The organism is Runella sp. (genome assembly GCF_965279615.1).
In the GTDB taxonomy this organism is placed as follows: Bacteria; Bacteroidota; Bacteroidia; order Cytophagales; family Spirosomataceae; genus Runella.
This window is the reverse complement of record NZ_OZ257252.1, coordinates 4,957,567-4,982,002: the sequence shown is the minus strand read 5'-3', so window position 1 is coordinate 4,982,002 and position 24,436 is coordinate 4,957,567. Positions and strand designations below refer to the sequence as shown.

13 protein-coding genes are annotated in these 24,436 nt (G+C 44.1%); 12 read left to right on the top strand and 1 reads right to left on the bottom strand.

The genetic code is table 11. The annotated features are described in order from the left end of the window. Positions 1-13 precede the first annotated feature (13 nt). The 12 genes from ACQY73_RS21025 to ACQY73_RS20970 all read left to right on the top strand — a co-directional run bounded on the left by ACQY73_RS21025 (position 14) and on the right by ACQY73_RS20970 (position 23,316). Positions 14-2,626 carry an ABC transporter permease gene (locus ACQY73_RS21025; RefSeq protein ID WP_428654593.1) on the top strand — a complete coding sequence of 871 codons (2,613 nt, stop codon included), beginning with the start codon at positions 14-16 and terminating at the stop codon, positions 2,624-2,626. Between the two features lie 237 nt (positions 2,627-2,863). Then, a complete protein-coding gene (locus ACQY73_RS21020; RefSeq protein ID WP_428654590.1) occupies positions 2,864-3,202 on the top strand; it encodes a PadR family transcriptional regulator in 339 nt (112 codons plus the stop codon). Then, entirely contained in the window at positions 3,199-5,868 is a 2,670-nt protein-coding gene (locus tag ACQY73_RS21015) for an ABC transporter permease (protein WP_428654588.1), read from the top strand. Before ACQY73_RS21020 ends, ACQY73_RS21015 begins: the two co-directional genes overlap by 4 nt. 3 nt (positions 5,869-5,871) lie before the next feature. After that, a complete protein-coding gene (locus ACQY73_RS21010; RefSeq protein ID WP_428654585.1) occupies positions 5,872-8,523 on the top strand; it encodes an ABC transporter permease in 2,652 nt (883 codons plus the stop codon). A gap of 157 nt (positions 8,524-8,680) precedes the next feature. After that, on the top strand, positions 8,681-8,887 hold the full coding sequence (locus ACQY73_RS21005; RefSeq protein WP_428654583.1) for a hypothetical protein: 207 nt from the start codon (positions 8,681-8,683) through the stop codon (positions 8,885-8,887). Between the two features lie 114 nt (positions 8,888-9,001). Beyond that, complete coding sequence (locus ACQY73_RS21000) at positions 9,002-9,454, top strand: hypothetical protein (protein WP_428654581.1); 453 nt, start codon at positions 9,002-9,004, stop codon at positions 9,452-9,454. 164 nt (positions 9,455-9,618) lie between these two features. Then, entirely contained in the window at positions 9,619-11,997 is a 2,379-nt protein-coding gene (locus ACQY73_RS20995; protein WP_428654579.1) for an ABC transporter permease, read from the top strand. A gap of 266 nt (positions 11,998-12,263) precedes the next feature. After that, a complete protein-coding gene (locus tag ACQY73_RS20990; RefSeq protein WP_428654576.1) occupies positions 12,264-12,599 on the top strand; it encodes a PadR family transcriptional regulator in 336 nt (111 codons plus the stop codon). Between the two features lie 12 nt (positions 12,600-12,611). Then, complete coding sequence (locus ACQY73_RS20985; RefSeq protein ID WP_428654573.1) at positions 12,612-15,266, top strand: ABC transporter permease; 2,655 nt, start codon at positions 12,612-12,614, stop codon at positions 15,264-15,266. 68 nt (positions 15,267-15,334) lie between these two features. Continuing rightward, positions 15,335-17,950 (top strand): ABC transporter permease, encoded by a 2,616-nt coding sequence (locus ACQY73_RS20980; protein ID WP_428654571.1) that lies wholly within the window; start codon positions 15,335-15,337, stop codon positions 17,948-17,950. A gap of 69 nt (positions 17,951-18,019) precedes the next feature. Further along, positions 18,020-20,689: an ABC transporter permease gene (locus tag ACQY73_RS20975; protein WP_428654569.1), complete on the top strand. Its 2,670-nt coding sequence runs from the start codon at positions 18,020-18,022 to the stop codon at positions 20,687-20,689. 227 nt (positions 20,690-20,916) lie between these two features. Further along, entirely contained in the window at positions 20,917-23,316 is a 2,400-nt protein-coding gene (locus tag ACQY73_RS20970; protein ID WP_428654567.1) for an FtsX-like permease family protein, read from the top strand. A gap of 184 nt (positions 23,317-23,500) precedes the next feature. Here the strand turns inward: ACQY73_RS20970 and ACQY73_RS20965 are convergent, their stop codons facing one another. Then, positions 23,501-24,349 (bottom strand): sugar phosphate isomerase/epimerase family protein, encoded by an 849-nt coding sequence (locus ACQY73_RS20965; protein ID WP_428654565.1) that lies wholly within the window; start codon positions 24,347-24,349, stop codon positions 23,501-23,503. Positions 24,350-24,436: the final 87 nt, after the last annotated feature.

Below are 24,436 nucleotides of genomic sequence, written 5' to 3'. Positions count from 1 at the left end.
TGCAAAATTGACTATGAAAAAACCTCCTCAATTTGCCGAGCGCTTACTGGAATTCTTTTGCGCGCCTCATTTATTGGAAGAGATTCAGGGCGATCTGCACGAACGTTTTGAGCGACATGTATTACTCTTTGGGGAGAAAATCGCCCGGCGGCAATACGTGTGGAATGTCCTGAGTTTTATTCGTCCTTTTGCCCTCAAACGTAAAAAATCTGAGTTCCCAACCCCTAATTCATTCAGCCCTGATATGATACGCAACTATTTTAAGATCGCCTTCCGAAATCTTGTTAAAAACAAGGTTTATTCATTTATTAATATTGCCGGTTTATCGGCCGGTATGGCCGTGGCGATACTCATCGGTCTTTGGATATGGGACGAAGTATCGTTTAACAAATACCATCAAAATTACGACCGCATCGTACGGGTTATGCAACACGTAACCAACAACGGCGAAGTGCAAACGTGGCCCAATACGCCACTTCCTTTGGCCGAAGAACTCCGCAAAAGCTACGGCAGCGACTTTAAATACGTGACTGTGGAACAAGATGGATACAGTATTCTGTCATATGGTGAGAAGAAATTCAGTAAGAAAGGGTCCTATTTTGAACCTCAAATCACCGAAATGCTGACACTGAAAATGCTGAAAGGCACGAGAAACGGCCTCAAAAACCCCAACTCTATTCTACTTTCTGCATCTGTAGCCAAGACCTTTTTCGGAGATGCCGATCCGCTGGATAAAATCATGAAAATGGATAACCAAACGGATGTAAAAGTAACGGGAGTGTATGAAGATCTGCCTGCTAATTCTGAATTTCATGACATAACATTTATAGCTCCGTGGCAATTATATTACAATAACAATGAATGGGTACGGACAATGGAAAACCCATGGCGACCCAATGCGTTTCATATTTATGCTCAACTCATTCCAAACGCTGACGTAGCCACCGTTTCTCACAAAATCAAAGACGCTAAGCTGAATAAAGTCAGTAAAGAATTGGCCAAGAAAAAACCGGAGGTTTTTCTGCATCCGATGAGCAAATGGCATTTGTATTCTGACTTTAAGAATGGTGTAAATGTGGGCGGCAAAATCCAATATGTGTGGCTGTTTGGCATTAGTGGGGTATTTGTGTTGCTGTTGGCCTGCATTAATTTCATGAATTTGAGTACGGCTCGGAGTGAAAAACGTGCCAAAGAAGTGGGAATCCGCAAAGCCGTAGGCTCGGTTCGCGCCCAAATCGTTTACCAGTTCTTTTTTGAATCCCTTTTAATGGTGTTCTTTTCCTTTGTTTTCGCTTTGCTTTTAGCGCAACTCATTCTGCCTTTTTTCAACAGCGTAGCCGACAAAAGCATGTCTATTCCGTGGGGCAACCCTTTGTTTTGGCTGACAGGTTTAGGCTTCAGTTTACTTTGCGGATTGGTGGCGGGAAGCTATCCGGCGTTTTATTTATCTTCATTTCAGCCCATAAAAATCCTGAAAGGTACCTTCAAAGTAGGGAAATGGGCATCGATACCGCGTAAGGTGTTGGTCACCATCCAATTTACTGTTTCGGTAACGCTGATCATCGGTACCATCATTGTATTTCGTCAAATTAAGTTTGCGCAAAATCGTCCTATGGGTTATGACAGTAACGGCTTAGTTGTGCTTCCAATGTATACAGCCGAAATTCATACCCATTTTGACGCCGTAAAAAGAGAATTGACCAAATCAGGAACAATTTCAGAAATGGCCGAAGCGGGAAGCCCTCCAACGGAGAATTATTCAAGCACCAGCACAATAGAATGGAAAGACAAAGACCCGAATTTATCCGTCGATTTTCAGACAATTTCTATTTCATTTGACTATGGAAAAACTATCGGTTGGTCGTTTAAAGAAGGACGTGATTTCTCCAAGGAATTTTCCACAGATTCTTCGGGGTTGATTTTGAATGAAGCGGCGGTAAAATTCATGGGCTTAAAGAACCCGGTAGGCGAAATCATTAAGTGGTATGGAACTTCCAACAAAGTAATCGGCGTGGTGAAAGACCTAATTATACAATCTCCTTATCAACAGGTAAAGCCTTCTATTTATCATTTGGCTACGGAGCCGGGAGGAGTTATGATCGTAAAAATCAATCCTTTGGCAAGTGCGAGAAAAGCATTGAGCGAGGCAGAAACGATTTTCAAAAAGTTTAATCCTGCCCAACCATTTGAGTATCAATTTGTGGATGAGGAATATGCCAAAAAATTCGACAACGAAGAGCGTATCGGCAAACTGGCAACTTTCTTTGCCATTCTTGCTATCTTTATCAGTTGTTTAGGAATTTTCGGCTTGGCCTCTTTCATCGCCGAACAACGCACCAAAGAAATCGGCATTCGCAAAGTACTGGGTGCTTCGGTGACCAATCTATGGCAAATGCTTTCTAAAGACTTTGTCATTTTGGTCCTGATCTCGTGCGTCATTGCAGCACCTATTGCCTATTATTTCTTACAGGAATGGTTACAGAAATATACCTATCGCACCGAAATTTCGTGGTGGATCTTTGCGGTGGCAGGCATTGGGGCATTGATCATTACACTCTTGACCGTCAGCTTTCAGGCCATTAAAGCGGCTTTGATGAATCCGGTCAAGAGTTTGAAAACAGACTGAAAAAGAGTGTTGGGTAGAAAGTGTAAAGGATAAAGTAAAATGAGTACTTTACACATTAACCTCTACACTTTCTACTCTATTGAAATTTCCTGTCCACGGCAGGACAACGGTTGTCCGTAAACGGACATATTATACACGATAAAATTCACAAAAAATGCCTTCAATCGCCCCTGAAGGCATTTTTTGTGTCTTGGCAAACTATTTGTACGATAAAATAGAAACTAATACCCAAGAGTTATGCGTCGCACTTATTTAGGCGAGTTTGAAGAAGTGGTTTTGATGATGGTAGCCATTTTGGACGGAGAGGCGTACGGTGTCACCGTGAGCCAGGCGTTGGAAGAACATACGGGACGTATTGTCACTTTTGGCACCGTGCACAATACGCTTATTCGTTTGGAAGAAAAAGGGTTTGTCAGTTCTCAACTCGGCGGTGCCACGAATGAACGGGGTGGACGACGCAAGCGAATATTTCAGGTAACAGCTTTAGGGAATCGCGCTTTGCAGGAGATACAACAACTGCGTCAGGAACTTTGGCAGTTAATGCCACCAACCAAACTTCGACTGAGCAGCTTATGAGTTCGCCCAAGCCAAACCAATCTCACGGCTTGCCGCCACGTTGGTTACACAAGCTACTCGTTTGGTTTCATCCCGAAAATACTCTGGAAGAGGTTGAAGGTGACTTGGACGAACTCTATGCCTATTGGTATAAACGGGCAGGAAAACGCGAGGCAAGTGTACGCTATTTACTCAATGTGCTATCGGTTTTACCTCCTTTTGTGCGAAGACGTAAACGAAAAAATGAACACAAACACCCTTCCATTCTACAGCCTACTATGATACGCAATTATGTCACTATCGCCTTCCGCAATCTGATGCGGCACAAATTGAACAGTTCACTGAATCTGGCCGGTCTGGCTATCGGGTTTGCCGCCGGTTTGCTGATCATTCTGCATGTCAGAGAAGAACTTCAGTATGACAAAGGATTTACTAAATCCAACCGAATTTTCCGGCTTAACTCCGAAAACTTTGGGGAAACCACCCGGCGTTGGGCGGCTACGTCGCCCGTTCTGGCGTTGGAAATGCAACGGCAGCTACCGGGCATCAAACAGGTAGCACGTTTTCAGCGCCATCCGTCGGGGCAGATATTGAGTTATACAGAATCCGTTACGGGCGATGTCAAGCGGTTTGAAGAGAAAAAAGGATTCTTTGCCGATTCAACGGTAGTTGATGTATTTGACATTGCATTCGTCAAAGGCAACCCGAAAACAGCATTAGTTCAGCCGAATACCATTGTGCTGACAGAAGCGACCGCAAAACGCTATTTCGGCGATCAGGAGCCGATGGGGAAATTGATACAGGACGATCAAACGAAACGTCAACTAACCGTCAGCGGCGTGATTAAGGCATTTCCTTTTCCTACCCACCTCAATTTCGATTACCTGATTTCCATGACAACGTTGTATCAACTCATGGATAAACAGATGCTCGAGCGCCGCAGCTGGTCGGGGTTTTATAACTATGTTGTATTGGATAGTCCGGAAAGGCGGACGGTCATCGAAGCTGCCCTCCCCGAATTTACCGTTCGCTACTACGATCCGACCGGAGATCACCGAAAAGAAATTTTGGCAGGCAACAAACTTCATCTTCAGCCCATTCCCGACATCCATTTACACTCGCGACTGGAGAAAGAAATGGGTCCGAACAGTGACATCATGTATGTATACATTTTCTCAGCAGCAGCCCTGTTTATTTTGCTGGTTGCCGCCGTCAATTTCATCAATATGGCCACCGCGCAGGCATTCAACCGCATGAAAGAAGTAGGTATTCGCAAGGCGTTAGGAGCACGTAAAGCCGAATTGATCAATCAATTTCTGGGCGAATCGTTCCTGCTCACGTTGGCCGCTTCGGCATTGGCATTGCTGCTGTTTTGGTTTTCCATACCATTTTATAACACACTGGCCGCCAAAAACTTACAGTTCAGCGAATTATTCACTCCTACGAACGTAGTGACCATGTTGCTGCTGACAGGCATCATCAGTTTTCTGGCCGGTGTTTACCCTGCTTGGTTTATCGCCAATTTCGATCCTGTGCAGTCACTGAAAGGGAAGAAAATCACGGTTTCATCCGTTACGTTTGTGCGTAAAAGCCTGATCGTGTTTCAATTTGCAGTATCTGTCTTTATGATTTTCAGTACACTGATCGTTTACAGACAAATGCAGTTTTTTCAGGCTAAAAACCTGGGTTTCAATCAGGAACATTTGGTCGCGGTGAAGCTGTACAATCAGGAGATGGGCGAAAAAGCAAGAACACTCCAAAGCGAATGGCAGAAAAATTCAGCCATCAGCGATATCGCCCTGATCTCGACCCTGCCCGGCGACCGATTCAGCATAGAAGATGTGATTCCGCTGCAAGCTCCGGACAATGCAATGTCCATACGCCATTTGTGGGGCGACGAAAACCTGTTAAAAACCCTTCAGGCCCAAATCAAAGAAGGTCGCAACTTTGTAAAGCAAGCTTACAATGCCCGTCCGGTTTTTATTGTGAACGAAGCCGCCGTTAAAGCACTGAAACTGGCTGATCCGGTCGGGAAGCAACTGGTCGTTCGCGGCGATACCGGTCAGGTAGTAGGAGTTGTAAAAGACTTTAATTTTGCTTCTCTTCACTCCGGCATCGACCCGTTGATCGTCGTTCAGAATCCGCGCGAAACCAATCAGTTTTTGTTAAAAATAAAGGGAGGCAAGATTGCGCAAACCCTCGAATCGATGAAAGCAACGCTCGCGCAGATTTCTCCGTCGAGTTTATTTATTTACACGTTTATTGACGAAAAATTAGCCCTTCTTTACGAATCAGAGCAACGGATGAGCAACGTTCTGAAAGTGTTTGCCATACTTGGCATTCTGATTTCATGTCTGGGTTTATTTGGTTTATCGACCTACGCCATTCAGCTTCGTACCAAAGAGATCGGCATTCGTAAAGTGGTGGGGGCCAATATTGCCGGCATTGTATTTCTACTCTCTAAAGATTTTCTGGGATTGGTTCTTCTGGCGATTGTGTTGGCGTCTCCCTTGGCAGGTTGGGTGATGAATCGCTGGTTACAGAATTTTGCTTATCATGTTTCGTTGGAGTGGTGGATTTTTGTCTTGGCAGGGGTTTTAGCCATTGGAATCTCTCTGCTTACTGTGAGTTATAAGACAATAAAAGCCGCTTTGATGAATCCCGTAAAAACATTACGAAGTGAATAATTCATGAGAGATAATGTATGCTTACCGCCTTATTGGGCAAAGAAATGCCTTATTTGGCTTCATCCCGAAGATACCCTCGAAGAGGTCGAAGGTGACTTGGACGAGCTATATGTGTATTGGTACCGTCGCGCAGGCAAGCGGCAGGCTACGTTTCGGTATTTGCTCAATGTACTTTCGGTATTGCCACCTTTTGTACGCCGTCGCCAACGAAAAAATGATTATACACAACCATCCCTTATTCAGCCATCTATGTTTCGCAACTATCTAACCATCACCCTCCGCACCTTGGCACACAACAAGGTGTATTCAGCCATTAATGTCATTGGACTGAGTATCGGCTTAGCTGCCGCCATGCTGATCATGCTTTATACCAAAGATGAGGTCAGCTATGATCAGTTTCATGCCAATAACCCTCACATTTATCGAATAACGAGCAAATCCATTACGCCTGAAGGTGTGGAAAGTGTTCATGGTAATACAGGGCATTTCCAAGGCCCTAAGTTCAGCGCCGGCGTTCCGGAAATACGTTCCTATGTCCGTTATAAAGGCGACCGCAGCGACATTAAGAAGGGAACAGAAGTCAAAAGCTATGAATCTTTTGCCGCTGACAGCAGTTTCTTTTCCATTTTCTCGTTCTCTCTGGTAAGCGGCGATCCCAACACGGCGCTGAAAGCGCCTAAATCAGTGGTGATCTCCGAAAAAATGGCTAAAAAATATTTCGGAAAAACGAATGCTTTAGGAAAAACCATCCTCGTAAAAGATACGTATGGAGATGAACTTAAATTTGAATCTTATACAGTTACCGGTGTTTCCAAAAATTGCCCTCAAAACTCTTCCATCAAATTTGATCTGCTGTTTCCTAACATCGTGAGTGAGAAAGAAATGGCGACCAACGAAAACTGGTTCAATTTTTTCCAGAACACCTTTGTAGTGCTTCAACCCAATGCCAATCTCACAAAAGTTGAGGCAACAATGAACCGTATTTATCAAAAAGATGCTAAAGAAGCACTCGAAGAAGAGACGAAAAGGTTTGGCCCACAAGGCAAGGTTGAATATAGGTTGCAACCATTTACAGACATGCACTTGAGCAAAGATTTGCCGGCCCAAAACGGTTTGCAAGACAGCAGCAATCCCATGTTTTCGTACATTCTGAGCGGAATTGCCCTCTTCATTTTGCTCATTGCCTGCATCAATTTCGTGAATCTGACCGTAGCGCGCTCACTCAAACGTGCTAAAGAGATCGGCGTTCGTAAAGTAGTGGGCGGTGGAAGGTGGCAGTTGATAATGCAGTTTTTGGGCGAGTCATTCATTTTGTGTTTTGCCGCTTTTGCTTTTTCATTGGCTTTGGTTCAACTGGTATTACCTACGTTTAATGAACTTTCTAACAAAGCGTTGTCATTTTCCTACCTGCTTGATGCAAAGCTGGTGTTGGGATATATAGGAATATTCATCGTTACGGGTTTGCTGGCCGGGTTTTATCCGGCGTTGGTATTATCCAATTACAGTCCTGTACAGACCCTCTACAGTCGCTTTAATCTTTCGGGTAAAAATTACCTGCAAAAAGGCTTGGTCATTATTCAATTTTCGCTGGCCTCATTTTTGATCATTGCGACCCTGACAATCTACTCCCAGTTCAATTACCTGACAAACAAAGACTTGGGATACAACGACAAAAACGTGATCACCATTGGCAAATCACAGATGAATCGCAAGGAGGCAAAACTGTTAAAAGAAGAATTGTTGAAAAGCCCTAATATCGTTGACGTCGCTCCCAAAAACGGAGGGGGTTGGTACACTGTCGGCAAAGTAAACGGCGAAACACAGCAGAGCTTTGCTTACGAAACGGTGGATGCTTCCTATTTCCCACTGTTACAAATTCCCATTGTCAAAGGACGCAATTTCTCGGCTGATTTCCCTTCGGATTCCACCAAAGCCGTATTGGTCAACGAAACATTTGTTAAAAAAGTGGGTTGGAAAAATCCGCTGGGACAAGTGGTAGATTTCTGGTACAACGAGGGAGAAAAATATACGGTTATCGGCGTGGTAAAAGATTATCATTTCGAGTCATTGAACGCCGAAATCAAACCGCAGGTGTTCACCATGAAACCCGGCAACAACTACGGCAAGGCATTCATCAAAATCAAACCCGGGACAGAGACGGCAAGTTTAGCCCACATCGGTAAAGTCTACAAAAAACTGTTTCCCATCAACCCGTATGAATACAAATTCATGGATGAAGAAAACATCAAACGGTATGAGTCAGAAGCCAAATGGAAGCAAATCATGTTGTTTGGCGCGATTTTGACCATTTTCATTTCCTGCATTGGATTGTTTGGTTTGGCAACTCTTTCGGCCGAGCGACGCACCAAAGAAATCGGGATTCGGAAAGTACTGGGCGCTTCAGTGGCGAGCATTACAACCTTGCTTTCTTCCGATTTTCTGAAACTCGTAAGTTTCTCCTTTATTTTCGCCTTTCCTGCCGCTTACTATGCCATCAAAGAATGGCTGCAAAATTATCCTTATCGCATTGACATCAGCGTGTGGACATTTGTGATAGCGGCCGTTGTGTCTATTTTAATTGCCTTTTTTACCGTGAGTTTCCAATCCATCAAAGCAGCTCTCGGTAATCCTGTAAAATCATTGAAATCGGAGTAAAATTGGAATGAAATTGGAGAAAGGAGCACGAATTTCATGTTCCGTTTTCCTTTCTCCATTTCTTTCCTGTTTCCGATTCTTCTGTTTCCGAAAGAACTTTGAACTTTTCCAACTTTCCGCTTCTCCGGTGCGTCTTTTGAGAAAATGATACTGCCTCATGAAAATCATTTACATCTTCCTTGCGCTTTGTTTTTGTTTTGTTGGGTGTAAAGACAAGACCAATCCAACGGATATGCTTGAAAAAGCACCCATGATCAGTCAAATTAAGGTCAATGGAAAACTTCAAACCGAGTTTGTTTACAACGGCGAAAATAAGCCGGTTGAAATCAGAAAGTATTTTGATGACGGCATAAATATTTGGTAATCAAGACGCTACACTTACACCGGAGATCAAGTTGTACGTCAGGAATTTTGGTCTTCTCATCCGCTCTATTTAAGCTCATGGCCTGCGCCGGGCAAGCCTCTTACGCTACAGTCAGTGACCGGTTATGAATATGTTCCCAATCAGTCTTCTCCGATCAAAGAATTACATTATGCCGCAGATGGTAAACAGTTGGTATCTTACACAATACATACTTATAAATTGGCGGGCGGAAAAATCAAAAGTCAGACGTTTGCACCTGATGGCAGGGAAACGTTGACCTATACCTACGAATACGATACCCGAGGAAATTTGACAAAGTGGGCAAGTTCGTATTGGCAATACGATACACACTCCAATCCCCTTCAGATTCTCCAAATCCCTTATATTGACCCAAGTTGGGGAAGTCCTAACAATGCGACCGAAAATTTCGGCAAAGATGCCAATGGAAATAAGACCAATGTATGGCGCTACGAATACACCTATGACTCAAAATTTGACTTCCCCCTTAGCATGAAAACCTTCGTTGACAATAAGTTAACAAGCCAATCAGAGTTTATCTATCGGTAATTGCCGAACTGATTTTCGTCTGTGTTCATCTCCGAACAATGCCTGTCCATTTTCGGACATTCGTTTACCGGAAAAATTTCACAAACCTCTAAAAATCAGTTCCTTTTATTGCATGGCATGAAGTATGCGGTTAATTTAAATACATCTTTTTAACCTATACTTTCATGCTACGCAACTACCTCAAAATCGCCCTGCGCAATCTCTGGAAAAATCGACTTTTTACGACGATCAATATCGTAGGTATGTCAGTAGGTATGGCTTGCGTGGTAGTGATGGTGCTTTTTGCTCAAAAGTGCCTCACCTTCGACGCTTTTCACGAAAAAGGCGACCGAATTTACTACGTTCAAACCGAATCCAACGGTCGTAAACATAGCCACACCGTCTACCCGATCTTAGACCAACTTCTGAAAGATTATCCCGAAATCGAAACCGGCACGCACATTCAGAATTGGTACAGGCCGTGGATTCATTATGGAACCAAAGATGTACAGGAAAGCACCGTTTTTGTAGATTCCACTTTTTTCCAAGTATTCAGTTTTCCCCTCAAATACGGCAACGCCGCTACCGCCCTTAAAGGGCGAAACTCCTTGGTAGTAAGTGAAAAAATAGCTCAAAATTTGTTCGGCACCATTGATCCCGTTGGCAAGGTCGTCACGCTTGATGATACGGTTCAATTTAAAATCTCGGGCGTATTGGCCGAGATTCCCGCCAACTCATCGCAGCAATTTGACGTAGTGATGCCGGCTGAATTACTTATGTCAAACCGCAACTTTAAAGAAAGCGCCGATTGGTACAATACCTTTGCTTCCGTCTTTGTATTGCTAAAAAAAGGAGCCAATAAAGACGCCCTGGAAGCTAAACTTCCTCAATTGGTCAAAACTCATTTCGCTGCCGAATCTCAGAAGCAGATCATACGCCTGAGTGCCTTCACAAATTTCATTCACGACCAAAATCCTACCTTCAAAGGCCTCATTTACGGAGCTATTGCCATTGCCGTTTTTCTATTGCTCATTATCAGCATCAATCTTGTGAATCTCAACATGGCTTCGGCATTGCCTCGCATCAAGGAAGTGGCCGTAAAACAGGTAGTTGGGGCAACGAAGCGCATTATTCTGAATCAATTTTGGACCGAGTCAGGCCTTGTGATGGTAACTTCATCGCTCTTAGCGGTATTTTTTGCGGTGTATTATCTGATTCCTTCCTTCAATCAGTTGCGCGATGGACGCATGCAGTTGGATATTACGTTTGCCAATGATTATCCTACGATGGCAATCGTTTTCAGTATTTCGTTGTTCGTAGCGCTCATTGCAGGAACGTATCCGGCGTATTACCTCATGCGACTGAAAACCACCGATGCTGTAAAGGGAAAAGTCTCAACAGACCCGCGCCGTGGTCGTTTGCGCCAAAACAGCCTGATTGTATTGCAGTTTGCGTTGGCGATTGTGCTGATCGTAGGCACCATTGGGTTGAGACAACAGATCGATTTCATGAAAACCGCCGATGTTGGGTACGACAAAAACAATGTATTGGTTTTTAAAACCGATCTGGCCTATCGAAACGAAAAAGCGGCCATTTCGGAAGGGAGGGTCATTTTGAATGAACTTCGACAAAACCCGAACGTGGTGTCGTTTGCCGTTTCAGAACTCACTCCGATACAGTATTGGCAAAATTTCAATAACTATTTTCCCGAAGGCAACGAAGCAAAAAAGATAATTCTGCGTCATGTAAGCGCTACTGAAAATTACTTTGAGGCGTACAAAATCCCATTCCTCGAAGGACGCGGCTTCTCCGATAATTCTCCCGATTCGGTCAATCATTCCGTGGTCATCAACGAAGCCGCCATGAAAGCCTTCGGTTGGACTACCGGCGTAGGAAAACGTTTACGTCAAAATAACGATGACCAAATCTATACGGTCATTGGCGTGACTAAAAATTTCCATTATCAAAGCCTCAAAGACGATGTAGAGCCGCTTTTGCACTGGTACGCCGGCAAGCAGCAACTCAGCAGTTTTTTAACGGTTCGTCTGACAGATGAGTCAAAAGGCAAAGCGCTGATAAGCAACATGGAAAAACGGTTTAAAAAGATTCCTTCCCGCAGAGCATTGGGTCATTTTTACCTCAGCGATGAAGTTGCCAAATCGTATCAAGCCATCGACAACATCTGGCGCATGACCGGTTTTGTCACGATCCTCGCTATTTTGATCGCCTGCGCGGGTATTTTCGGCCTGATCTCGCTTGTGGCTAAACAACGCACCAAAGAAATCGGGGTCAGGAAAGTATTGGGGGCGAGCGTAAGCAGCATTGCGGCCCTGCTTTCCGGAGATTTTTTAAAGCTCGTCGGACTCGCTTTGCTCATTGGTTTGCCGATTTCTTATTGGCTGGGCCAAAAGCTGCTGCAAACATTTGCGTACCGCGTCGAGGTCAAATGGTGGTATTTGGGATTAGCGTCTGCCTTTGCCTTGGGCATTGCGTTGTTTTCGGTCAGTTTCCAAGCCATCAGAGCCGCATTAAGCAATCCGGTAGAATCGTTGAAAACGGAATAACAACCCCTATCCCCAGCCCTTTCCCCAGTAAGGGAAAGGGGGTTTCTATCCCCCTCCCTCACAGGGGAGGGGTTAGGGGTTAGGGGTGGGGTTGCCCCTCCGTCCATCACCGTACGCAATCTGTCCGTTTTTGGACATTCAGATTTTATAGTTTTTCCAAAAAGAGGCGATTTCTCACTGAAATCGCCTCTTTTATTTTCCGGCAAGGTATTTTATATACAGAAATAGATATAATAAAAATAACCTTCGAAACAACCACTAAACCCATGCGACGAAGTGATCTGGGCGAATTTGAAGAGGTAGTGCTGCTGACTGTAGCTGTGCTGGCTCCTACAGCTTATTCAGTATCGGTAGCTGAAGAATTGGAAAAAGAAACCAACCAAACTGTGAGTACCGGGGCGGTTCATGCCGCGCTGCAACGTTTGGAGCAAAAAGGCTATGTTACTTCCCATTTGGGGGAAGCTACCGCCGAGCGGGGAGGCCGCCGCAAACGCCTTTTTGCGGTTACGGCACTGGGTGGACGGGTGTTGAATGAAGTACGTCAGGTACGGAATGGGCTTTGGGATCGTATTGTTCCCCAAACCATCTTGAAGTGGAGTTAAAACGGCCATTTTATGAATCATAATGAATCTAAAAAATCAACCCCACCCACCACATGGCTTGACAAGTTCATAACGTGCCTCATCGCTCCACACCTGCGCGAGGAGGTATTGGGCGATTTGCATGAGCGCTTCGCTTTGCGGGCCCGGCGTTTGGGTGAAAGCAAAGCCCGGCAACATTATTGGCGAGATGTACTGACGTATCTGCGCCCTTCCAACATAAAACGTAAACCAACAGTCCAAGAATTTCCAAACACCTATTCATACAGCCCTCTTATGATACGCAATTATTTTAAAATCGCCTTTAGAAATCTTCAACGCAACAAAGCTTATGCCTTCATCAACGTGTTGGGTTTGGCATTGAGCATGACGTGTGGCATCCTCATTTTTACGTTGGTCAACTATCACCTGAATTTTGACAATTTTCACAAAAACTCAGACAGGATATACCGCATCGTCACTGAAATGCACCGTGAAAACGTTTCTTATGACCGAAGTGTACCGGCTCCTCTGGGAAAAGTGTTTAGAGATGAACACTCTTTTGGTGAAAAAACGGCCCGAATAGCTACTTTTACCAACCGCCTCATTACCCTAAAAAAAGGAAACGAACTCATAAAGTTAAAGGAAACGGAAGGGATTGCTTTTACGGAGCCAAGTTTCTTTGATATTTTCAATTACCCTTTGCTTCAGGGAAACAAAAACACCGTATTAGCTGAGCCAAATACGGCTATTTTGACCGAAAAATTGGCAAAAAAGTATTTTGGAGACGAAAATCCGATCGGTAAGGAATTTTGGTTGGGAAATAGAATTGTGTTTACCGTAACCGGAATCCTCAAAGATTTACCTCCCAATACGGATAGAAAAACCGAGATCTATGTTTCGTATCCTACCCTAAAATCATACAATTCGTGGTTGGCAAGTGATGATTCATGGGGAGGGATTGACGATGCGATGCAATGTTTTACACTGCTTCGCCCTAACGTTTCGGCAACACAGGCAGAAAATGCGATGGCTCCTTATCCAAAAAAATACCGTCCCAACAGCAAAAACGTCCACCATTACAAATTACAACCTTTAGCTGACATCCATTTCAGCGCACTTTATGATGGCTCAATGGATAAACAAAATCTCTGGATATTATCCATCATCGGCTTTTTTTTAATCATAACCGCTTGCGTAAATTTCATCAATTTAGCCACCGCCCAAGCACTTAAAAGGTCAAAAGAAGTGGGCGTACGGAAAGTACTGGGAGGATTTAAAGGACAGCTTTTCGGGCAATTTATTACAGAAACCGCCATTATTTCGGCGGTTAGCATTGTGATGGCGATTTTGCTTTCATTTTTGATCTTGCCTTATGCAAATAATTTTTTTGGCTCTCAAATGTCGCTCAATTTATTCTCTGACAGCCAATCAGCACTGTTCATTATAGCATTGGGAGTCATAGTCACCTTTTTTGCGGGTTCTTATCCCGGGCTTATTCTGGCGGGTTTTCAACCAGTTATTGCCTTAAAAGGAAAACTGTCTCATCAAACCATCGGCGGTTTCAACACACGACGCGCATTGATCGTTACCCAATTTGCCATTTCGCAGGTATTGATTATCGGTATGGTGGTCATTATCAAACAGATGCAATATGCCAAGCAATCAGACTTAGGGTTTGACAAAGATGCCATTGTCATGGTTCAGGTAGGGGCTGACTCAACGGACGTAAAAATGAAGTCGTTGAAACATGATCTTTCAACCATTGCCGGTGTAGAAAAAATATCACTTTGCCGGGCAGCGCCTTCTTCCAATAATGTTTGGACCAATAGTATACAATTTGATAATCAGACCGAACAGGTAAATTTCGGAACAAATATGAAAGCGACCGACGAAGCCTATCTTTCTACTTTTGACTTGGAATTGGTTGCCGGCAGAAACCTTTTTCCATCCGATTCAGTAAAGGAATTTTTGGTCAATGAGACTTTTACACGAAAACTCAACTTCAGTTCTCCCGAAAAAGCCATTGGGAAAACAATTGCGGCCAATGGAGGCTCAATGACCGGTCCTATTGTTGGTATTGTCAAAGATTTTCACGATCTGTCTTTTCACGAAGAAATCAATGCGGTAGCACTCACAACTAACAAAGGCGATTATTCAAACTATGCCATTAAATTAAATATGGCAAACGCTAAAACAACGTTAGCCGCTATCGAAAAAGCATGGACAGCCAAATTCCCCGACCAAATTTTTGAGTATGAATTTTTAGATGAAAGCATTGCTCAGTTTTATGAAACAGAGGAACGATTTTTGAGCTTAATGACCCTGTTTTCGTTCATCGCTATTTTTATCGGTTGCTTGGGACTTTACGGTTTGGTGAGTTTTATGGCCGCTCAAAAAACCAAAGAGATCGGTATTCGGAAAGTATTGGGAAGCAGCCTGTCGCAAATACTGTGGATATTCGGAAAAGAATTTGCCCGTCTGATCCTGGTCGCTTTCTTCATTGCAGCACCTATCGCTTGGTGGGCCATGAACAATTGGTTACAGGACTTTGAGTTTCGCATTGAAATGAACGTTTGGATTTTCCTTTCGGCCATTTTGACCACCTTACTCATAGCCGCATTAACGGTAGCGTATCAGGCCATGCAAGCCGCTTTAATGAATCCGGTGAAGAGTTTGAAAACAGAGTAAAAGGGAGTTAAAAGGTTAAAGTGTAGAGTAACTTTTCACTTTAACCTCTACACTCTAATCACAACACCATGAAACCCCAAATCAAACCTCCTCAATGGCTCGACAAACTGCTCAATCGACTCATCGCTCCGCATCTGAGGGAAGAGATAGTGGGCGATTTGCACGAGCGCTTCGCTTTGCGGGCTAAGCGGTTAGGCATAAACAAAGCCCGACAACGCTATTGGCGTGATGTACTGACCTATCTGCGCCTTTCTAACATCAAACGCAAACCTTCTGAATTTCCAACAACCTACATATACAGCCCAATTATGCTACGCAATTATTTCAAAATCGCTTTTCGTAACCTCTTGAAACACAAAGGTTACTCTTTCATCAATATTTTTGGTTTAGCGACCGGGATGGCCGTCGCGATGCTCATTGGTTTGTGGGTATGGGACGAATTGTCGTTCAATAAAAACCACAAAAATTACGACCGTATCGCTCAGGTATGGCAATTTGTGAATTTTGACGGCACCATTTCTTCGTACAATTCCGTGCCTATCCCAATGGCGGAAGAGCTTCGCGCTCATTACCCCGATTTTCAGGCTACCAGCGTTTCTACGTATACCCGCGACGTGATTTTGGCGGCGGGTGACAAGAAATTGACCAAAAGCGGCAATTACGTACAGCCGGACTTCATCGACATGATGTCGTTTAACATACTGGCGGGCAGCCGTGACGGATTGAAAGATGTCCACTCTATTTTGCTTTCAGAGTCGTTGGCTAAAGCCTTTTTCGGCTCCGAAAATCCCCTGAATAAAATCATTAGAATGGGAAACAAAACCGATGTGAAAGTTACGGGTGTGTATGAAGACATGCCTTACAACAGTGCTTTCAGAGAGGTACTTTTTCTGGCACCTTGGGATTTGTTCGTTGCCAATGATGGTTACGCCAAACGAGCATCAGATCAGTGGGATGAAAACTCGTTTCAACTATTTGCTCAATTGAAAGAAGGTCCAAGTGTGGAATCAGCCTCTGCTAAGATCAAAGATATTCGGATGAAAAGGGCAGATCCACCTAAATACAAACCTGCGTTTTTCCTGCATCCCATGAATCAATGGCATTTGTACACCGATTTTAAAGACGGCAAAAATGCAGGCGGAATCGTTTATTTCGTTTGGCTTTTCGGCATCATCGGCGTGTTTGTATTGCTGTTGGCGTGCATCAATTTCATGAATTTGAGTACAGCTCGCTCCGAAAAACGCGCCAAAGAAGTCGGCATTCGTAAAGCCGTTGGTTCGATTCGCGGGCAGTTGGTGTTTCAATTTTTGAGCGAATCGCTGGTCATTACTCTCATCGCTTTTGTATTTGCCTTGATTTTTACCCAACTCGCCCTTCCGCTTTTCAATGAAATCGCGGATAAAAGAGTAGCTATCTTATGGTCAAATCCCTTATTTTGGCTATTTGGGCTCGGTTTTAGTGCCCTTACGGGACTGATTGCCGGCAGCTATCCTGCGCTTTATTTATCTTCTTTTCAACCCATTAAAGTGCTGAAAGGCACCTTTAAAGTGTCTCGCTTAGCTTCAGTTCCCCGGAAGGCGTTAGTAGTTTTCCAATTTACAGTTTCCATCACCTTGATGATTGGCATCATTACCGTTTTTCGCCAAATCCAACACGCCAAGAATCGCCCTGCCGGCTATGAGCAAAGTCGCTTGATTGAAGTAAATATGAATACGCCCGAACTCTACGGGCATTATGAAGCCATGCGCACTGATTTGCTCAATACCGGCGCGGTGGTTGGATTTTCCCAGTCGGGTGGGTCAATCACGAGCCAGTACGGTGGTACAACCAATGTGTCCTGGAAAGGTAAATCTCCTGACTCACAGCCACTACTCATGGCCAGCCAAGTAACGCATGATTATGGCAAAACAGTAGGTTGGAAAGTGATACGGGGGCGCGATTTTTCCAAAGATTTCTCCACGGATTCGTCCGCCTTAATCATCAACGAAGCGGCCTTACAACTCATGGGGCTTAAAGAACCCATCGGCGAAATAGTTAGTCATAATGGAAAAGCCTATAAAGTGATCGGCGTGGTTAAAAACATGATTCGGCAATCTCCCTTTGAACCGGTCAGCCCTTCCTTTTTTACCGTCAACTACAATGCCGTTAATGTCATTAGCCTCAAACTTGCTCCTGCATTGGCTACCCATGAGGCGCTTGACAAAGTAGCCGGCGTATTCAAAAAATATAATCCCGACGCTCCGTTTGAGTATCAATTTGTTGATCAAGTATACGGACGTAAATTCAGCGACGAGGAACGTATCGGTAAATTGTCGGCCTTCTTTGCCATTTTGGCCATTTTTATTTCGTGTTTAGGCTTATTTGGATTGGCCTCTTTTGTGGCCGAGCAACGCACCAAAGAAATCGGTATCCGAAAAGTATTGGGGGCAACGGTTGCCGGGCTTTGGCAAATGCTCTCCAAAGATTTTGTGCTTTTGGTCTTGATTTCCTGCTTTATCGCGGCTCCAATTGCCTATTATTTCCTGAATAATTGGTTGCAACATTACGATTACCGCACCGAACTATCGTGGTGGATTTTTGCCGCCGCAGGCTTGAGCTCTATCGTTATCGCTTTGCTGACCGTCAGTTACCAAGCCATCAAAGCGGCTTTGCTGAATCCGGTGAAGAGCTTGAAAACAGAATAAAAGAACGTAGGGGCGGGGCTTGCCTCCGCCCTCAACTTGCCTCTGTCTTCACCTTTCAACTTAAAAGCCATGAAACCCCATACTGAACCGCCCCGCCTGCTCGACAAGCTCATCAACCGGCTTATCGCTCCGCACCTGCGCGAAGAAGTGCTGGGCGATTTGCATGAACGTTATGCTTTGAGGGTCCGGAGGTTGGGAGTTAACAAAGCCCGACAACGCTATTGGCGAGATGCGCTGACTTATCTGCGCCTTTCCAACATAAAACGTAAACCTGCGGAATATCCAACAATTCATTCATACAGCCCAACTATGCTACGCAACTATTTTAAGATCGGTTTTAGAAACCTTATCAAGTATAAGGCGTTTTCGTTGATCAATATATTCGGACTGGCAGTGGCAATGTCGGTTTGTATGCTGATGATACTTATGTACGCCGATCAGCTTTCTTATGATCAGTTTCATAAGAACAAAGAAAGGGTATATCGTATCAATTCCAGCCCGATGAGCAACAGCAATTTAAGAGCCACGATTCCTTTCCCGGTTGCGGACAAATTGAAGGCCTATCCTTTCATTGAGGAGATTGCACTTCTGAGACGCGGTTTTGGAGGCGATGCCGTTCATAACCTTAATTATTCAGAAATGAGAGGTTTTTTTACCACTTCATCTTTTTTCAAAGTCTTCAGTTATGACCTTGAAGCAGGTAATGCAGCTACTGCCCTTGAAAAACCCAATAGCTTAGTGATTACCCATAAAATGGCGAAGAAATTATTCGGCAAACAGGACCCCATTGGCAAAACAATTCAATTTTCACAAAGAGGTCTGGATACTTGGAGTGAAGAAAGCCATTCACCGGTCGATTGGGGCTTATTTACCGTTACCGGGGTTTTTGCTGACCACGAGTACAAGTCACATCTTAGTTTTGATGCCATCGTATCTGCCTCTACGTTGGAGCACTTGTATAAAGAAAAGAAAATTGAAGACCTTGTCGACGATTGGACCACCGACCATCAGGCATATACGTATATACTTTTAAGTAAAACTGCCGACGAAAATAAGCTTAACGATGCCCTTGCTCAGGTTTCCAAAAATTTTAAACTGAGTAAATATCCCGCTATACAAAAATCAAAATTGGTCTTTCAGTCATTGACCAAAATCAACCCCGGCCCTGTTGTGAACAATAGCCCGACAAACTCGTTGCCACTGTTTGTTTATTACATACTTGGGGGCTTGGTGTTGGTCATTATGTTTGCTGCCTGCTTAAACTATACGAGTCTATCCATTGCCCGCTCAATTACTCGCTCAGGAGAGATCGGTTTGCGGAAGGTCATTGGTGCACAAAGCAAAGACTTAGTACTCCAATTTTTGAGCGAGACTTCCATCACCGTTTTATTTTCATTGGTACTGGCCAATTTCTTTTTACTGTTTCTCAAAACTGCTTTTTTAAATCTTTGGATCAATAAATACCTGAATTTTGATTTGAAATACAACCTCTATGTTTATTTGGCTTTCGTTGGTTTCAGTTTGATCATCAGTTTTATCTCCGGGATTTTCCCCGCCCTCCGATTGTCAAAAGCCAGCCCGATGGCTGCCATGAAAAAATGGAGTTTGGGTTCTGCCAAAAAATGGAGTTTTCGCAGTGTATTGACCGTAAGCCAGTTTACAATATCACTGATCTTTATCATTACTTCCATTGTGATCTATGACCAGTTTAAACATTACAGGCAGTTTGATTACGGCTTTAATCCCAAAAATATTATCAACATCAATTTACAAAGCAATGATTTTCAATTAGTTAAAAACAGATTGAAAGATGTAAAGGGAGTAAAAGAGCTGTCGGGATGCGCCTATCTGCCTGCTACCGGCCGCAATGACAACCTCGAACTGAAAATACCCGGAAAAGAAAAAACATTCAATGCCATTAGCCTCACCACTGACGACAATTTTATTAAAACCTTAGATATTAAACTATTATATGGCAAAAACATAAAATCCACCACAACGGGCAAATCTGATTTAATATTGGTCAATGAAGAAGCTACTCGAAATTTCGGTTTCAAAAACCCAAGCGAAATTCTTGGGCAAACCTATGAATTGAATGGACAATCGGTACAGGTTGCCGGGGTTTTTAAAGACATTACCTTTTACCTGCTTTTTGCCGGCAGACCTACAGGACCCATTGTTTTACACACAAATCCGGAAGAACTGAAATATATTACTGTAAAAATTGAAGGAGGAGCTACCAATGCCGTACTCAAAGAGCTGACTGATAGCTGGAAAACAATTGACCCCATCCACCCCATACAGTACGAATTTTATGAAGATACCTTATCCAACACCAATCAGGGGATTTATGATTTGGCATCTGTGGTCAGCCTCCTCGCATTTTTAGCCATTACGATCGCTTGTTTAGGATTATTAGGAATGGCGATTTATACTACCGAACGTCGAACCAAAGAAATTGGCGTAAGAAAAGTGCTTGGCGCGAGCGAATGGAGTTTAAATTATCAACTGGCGAAGGAGTTTTTAATTATGATCGCAATAGCAGTTTTGATCGCTGCTCCTTCGGCCTATTTTGCAAATAACCTTTGGTTGAATTTCATGGTAGTCAGAGCGGATTTGACCATCGGAACACTGGTACTTGGGTCGCTTATTTTATTGATTCTGGGTTTGCTCACCATTGTGCCGCAAACCTACAAAATTGCCAAACGAAATCCGGTAGAGAGTTTGAAAACAGAATAAAAACGAGTGTAATGTGGAAACGTGGAAAGTGTAAAGACCATTTCACTTTACACTTTCAACCCAAAAGCCATGAAATTCCAAAACAAACCGCCTCGCCTGCTCGACAAGCTGCTTACTCGGGCCAATTGACAAGCAACATTGCCCTTTGCCTGCTTTAACATTTTTTAACGGGACGTTCTTTTCATTCCTCTGTACCTTGTACCTAAAATCCGTTACAGCTTCCGGAAATGCTCAAGAACTACCTGAAAATCGCTCTGCGAAATCTCCGCGCCAAGCGGGTGTATACCACACTGAATATCATTGGTTTATCGGTCGGTATGGCAAGTGGATTGCTTATCTTTCTGTTCATCAATTACCACTTGAGTACCGACCGACACCATCGTAAATTTGACCGTATTTACCGCGCGGTCGTAGACCTTCATCTGGAAGACGGTTCTGTTGAATACTATCCGGAAGCCCCCTTGCCTATGGCAAAAGCCTTTCGAAGCGACTACTCACAAGTAGAACAGGCCGCTTACTTAAAAATGAACCGTGAACTTACGGTCAGCGTTCGGCTTCCCGATCAATCTTCTGCAACGCGTTTTTTGGAGCTTAATACAACCGCCCTTGTTGAAAGAGAACTGTTTGATATTCTGGACTATCAATGGTTGCAGGGCAATTCAAAAACAGCACTTCAGGAGCCTAATACCGTAGCAATTACGCAATCATTGGCAAAAAAATACTTCGGCAGTTTGGACCCTATGGGTCGAACGATCAATTTAAATAATTTGACCGAAGCTAAAATAACAGGCGTTCTGGCCGACCCTCCCAAAACCACCAATATGGACATTCAACTGTTCATCTCCATTGCTACCTTACCTCGACTTATGCCCGATTTCAACGTCAATGATTGGGGATGGTTGAATTCTACCGACCGAGTTTATTTTACTCTCAAAAATCCGCTTTCTGCCCCTCAACTGGAAGCCGCATTGCCGGCACTTTCCAAAAAGCATTTTGGTGAAAATGCCTCTGTTTTTCAGTTTCATGTGCAACGATTAGCCGATGTTCATTTTGATGTCAGACGAGTTGGCGGAAGTCCGACTGTCAGACCTTCACTGCTTTGGTCTTTGGGGGTTATTGGTCTGTTTTTGATTCTGATCGCCTGTATCAATTTCATCAATATGGCAACAGCGCAAGCGCTTAGTCGAGGCAAAGAAATAGGGATTCGCAAGACACTTGGCAGCACCAAACGTCAGGTCATGTTTCAATTTTTGCTCGAAACAGCCCTTATCGTGTTGGCGGCAGCCGTTTTAGCCTTCCTTTTTACGTTGATTTGCATTCCCGTTTTTAATCAATGGCTGCCCAACGATTCGCCCTTTCAATTCAATACACAGGCTATCGTTTTTTTGTTGTTGCTTATCGGGACAGTTACTTTATTGGCAGGCGGTTATCCCGCGTTTGTATTGTCAGGCTTTAGTCCGTGGGCTGCGTTGAAAGGTCAATTGAATAAATCAGGGAAGAATTTGCCGTTGCGAAAACTGCTGATTGTATTTCAGTTTGGCATTTGTCAGGCGCTTTTGGTAGGAACCTTAGTAGTCACCCATCAAGTCCGATATTTACATGAGTCGGACTTGGGTTTTACAAAAGACAATGTTGTAGTTATTAATTTACCCGACCCCTCAAAAACCGCTTTTGAAGCCTTTCGGAATGACTTGCGCCAATCGCCTTCCATAAAATCGGTAAGTGCTGCTTACCGCCCGCCGGCAGCAACGGTCATGAATGGCGGCTCATTCAAATTCGGAGGAAAATCCAGTTGGGAGACGTTTCCGATTCGGGAACGATTAGCCGATTCGGACTATTTGGAAACCTATGGTTTGCACTTGGCAGCGGGGCGAAATATCTCGCCCGGCGACACTATCCGGGAGTATTTGGTCAATGAAGCATTACTCAAAAAACTGAACATTCAGGATCCGCAACAAATTTTGGGTCGTAAAATGGAAACCTACCTCTCGCCCATTGCTTTGCCCATTGTCGGGGTAGTTAAAGATTTTCATCTGCGCTCGTTTCATGAAGAAATCCAACCCTGTTTTATTGCAACCCAATCAGATAGATATAAAAAAGTGGGCGTTAAAATCGCGGGTCAAGGTTCAAAACAAACATTACAGTTTATTCAGCAATCATGGCAAAAACGCTACCCGAATGAGGTTTTTATGTACGAATACTTAAATGACCAATTGGCCAAATTCTACGAAACAGAAACATTGGTATTTCAATTATCCGTTGTTTTTGCCGGAATTGCCATTCTGATCAGTTGTCTTGGTTTGTACGGATTAGTACTGTTTACCATGACGCAGCGCACCAAAGAAATCGGCATTCGCAAAGTGCTGGGCGCTTCGTTGGCGAGTATCATCGCCTTGCTTTCCACTGATTTCCTCCAATTGGTAGCGTTAGCCATTTTCATTGCTTCGCCTTTGGCTTGGTACGCCATGAATCAATGGTTGCAGGATTTTGCGTACCATATTGACGTTGAGTGGTGGATGATTGCCTTGGCGGCAACATTGGCAACAACCATCGCGCTGACAACCGTTAGTTTCCAGAGTGTTAAGGCAGCGCTGATGAATCCGGTGAAATCGTTGAAGGTTGAATAACGTAGGGTAGGGGCGGGGCTTGCCTCCGCCCGATAACCGCGAATCATTTAATCGCAAATGTAAGACGCAAACGACAATTTGTAGAGGCAGGGTTTACCTCCACCCGATAATCGCAAAATATTATACGAAAAAAAGGGCAAAACGCACAAAAAAGGGCAGACGCAAGGCCTGCCCCTACAGGATTTTATTTCGTCCGGCTATAGATTTCTCTAAAATTCTTCACACTTTCAGCGATTTCGGGACCGTTGTTTTCCCAGTGGTATTCGTATTCGACTGAGATAGGGCCTTTAAAATTTTGGCGTTTCATTTCGGCAATGACCTCTGCTACTTTGCAATCGCCGGTGCCCCAAACAACGTCGTGATAGCGGCCTTCAGGTGTGTCTTTTTTTACATCTTTAAAGTGCATTCCCAATACGTGTCCGTTCAGTTTTTTAAGACATTCCACCGGGTCAAGACCGGAACGCACCCAGTGCCCAATGTCGGAGCAGGAACCTACATATTTACTACCGCCAATCGCCGCCAAAACGGTATCCGGATGCCAGTAACGCGAAGGCTTGGGGTGATTGTGCAGTGCCACATTGATCTTGTATTGGTCGGCCAATTTCCGCACCAACGGCATTTGCGCCGGCGAAGGCTCGGTGTTGATGTTCAAAACGCCCATGTCTTTGGCAAACTCAAACAAAGTTGCCCATTCAGCATCCGTTTTAGGGTTGACCACACCGTACGCCACAATCGTTAAGCCTTTGTCTTTTACTAATTTCTTCACTGCCGTACGTGTAGCGGCGTCCATGGTGAAATCCATTTTTCCTTCAATTCCGCCGCCGATGGTTTGGCCGGGGAAGGATTCTACGTATTTGAGGCCGCAGCTGTCAATTTTGCGGATAGCATCAGCAAAAGTAAACAACCGAAATGAATAAGATTGAGAGCCGAGTTTCCAGCCCGCTTTGTCTTCAGGTGTTTTCTGTGCCTGCCCTGAAAAAGCCCCCAATGAAAGCAGGAATCCGCACAGGAGGTATTTGGTGATATGTTTCATAGAATCAATGATTTGTTTTTTGATAAAAGGGCTTGGTTGCCTGCCTTTACCTATACGTCGATTTTTTAACCGCAATAGACGCTATGG

Coding starts and splice junctions, on each gene's coding strand:
- ACQY73_RS20975 (WP_428654569.1), top strand. CDS start 18,020: ATGAAACCCCATACTGAACCGCCCCGCCTGCTCGACAAGCTCATCAAC.
- ACQY73_RS21025 (WP_428654593.1), top strand. CDS start 14: ATGAAAAAACCTCCTCAATTTGCCGAGCGCTTACTGGAATTCTTTTGC.
- ACQY73_RS21010 (WP_428654585.1), top strand. CDS start 5,872: ATGAGAGATAATGTATGCTTACCGCCTTATTGGGCAAAGAAATGCCTT.
- ACQY73_RS21015 (WP_428654588.1), top strand. CDS start 3,199: ATGAGTTCGCCCAAGCCAAACCAATCTCACGGCTTGCCGCCACGTTGG.
- ACQY73_RS21020 (WP_428654590.1), top strand. CDS start 2,864: ATGCGTCGCACTTATTTAGGCGAGTTTGAAGAAGTGGTTTTGATGATG.
- ACQY73_RS20995 (WP_428654579.1), top strand. CDS start 9,619: ATGCTACGCAACTACCTCAAAATCGCCCTGCGCAATCTCTGGAAAAAT.
- ACQY73_RS20985 (WP_428654573.1), top strand. CDS start 12,612: ATGAATCATAATGAATCTAAAAAATCAACCCCACCCACCACATGGCTT.
- ACQY73_RS20990 (WP_428654576.1), top strand. CDS start 12,264: ATGCGACGAAGTGATCTGGGCGAATTTGAAGAGGTAGTGCTGCTGACT.
- ACQY73_RS20965 (WP_428654565.1), bottom strand. CDS start 24,349: ATGAAACATATCACCAAATACCTCCTGTGCGGATTCCTGCTTTCATTG.
- ACQY73_RS20970 (WP_428654567.1), top strand. CDS start 20,917: ATGCTCAAGAACTACCTGAAAATCGCTCTGCGAAATCTCCGCGCCAAG.
- ACQY73_RS20980 (WP_428654571.1), top strand. CDS start 15,335: ATGAAACCCCAAATCAAACCTCCTCAATGGCTCGACAAACTGCTCAAT.
- ACQY73_RS21005 (WP_428654583.1), top strand. CDS start 8,681: ATGAAAATCATTTACATCTTCCTTGCGCTTTGTTTTTGTTTTGTTGGG.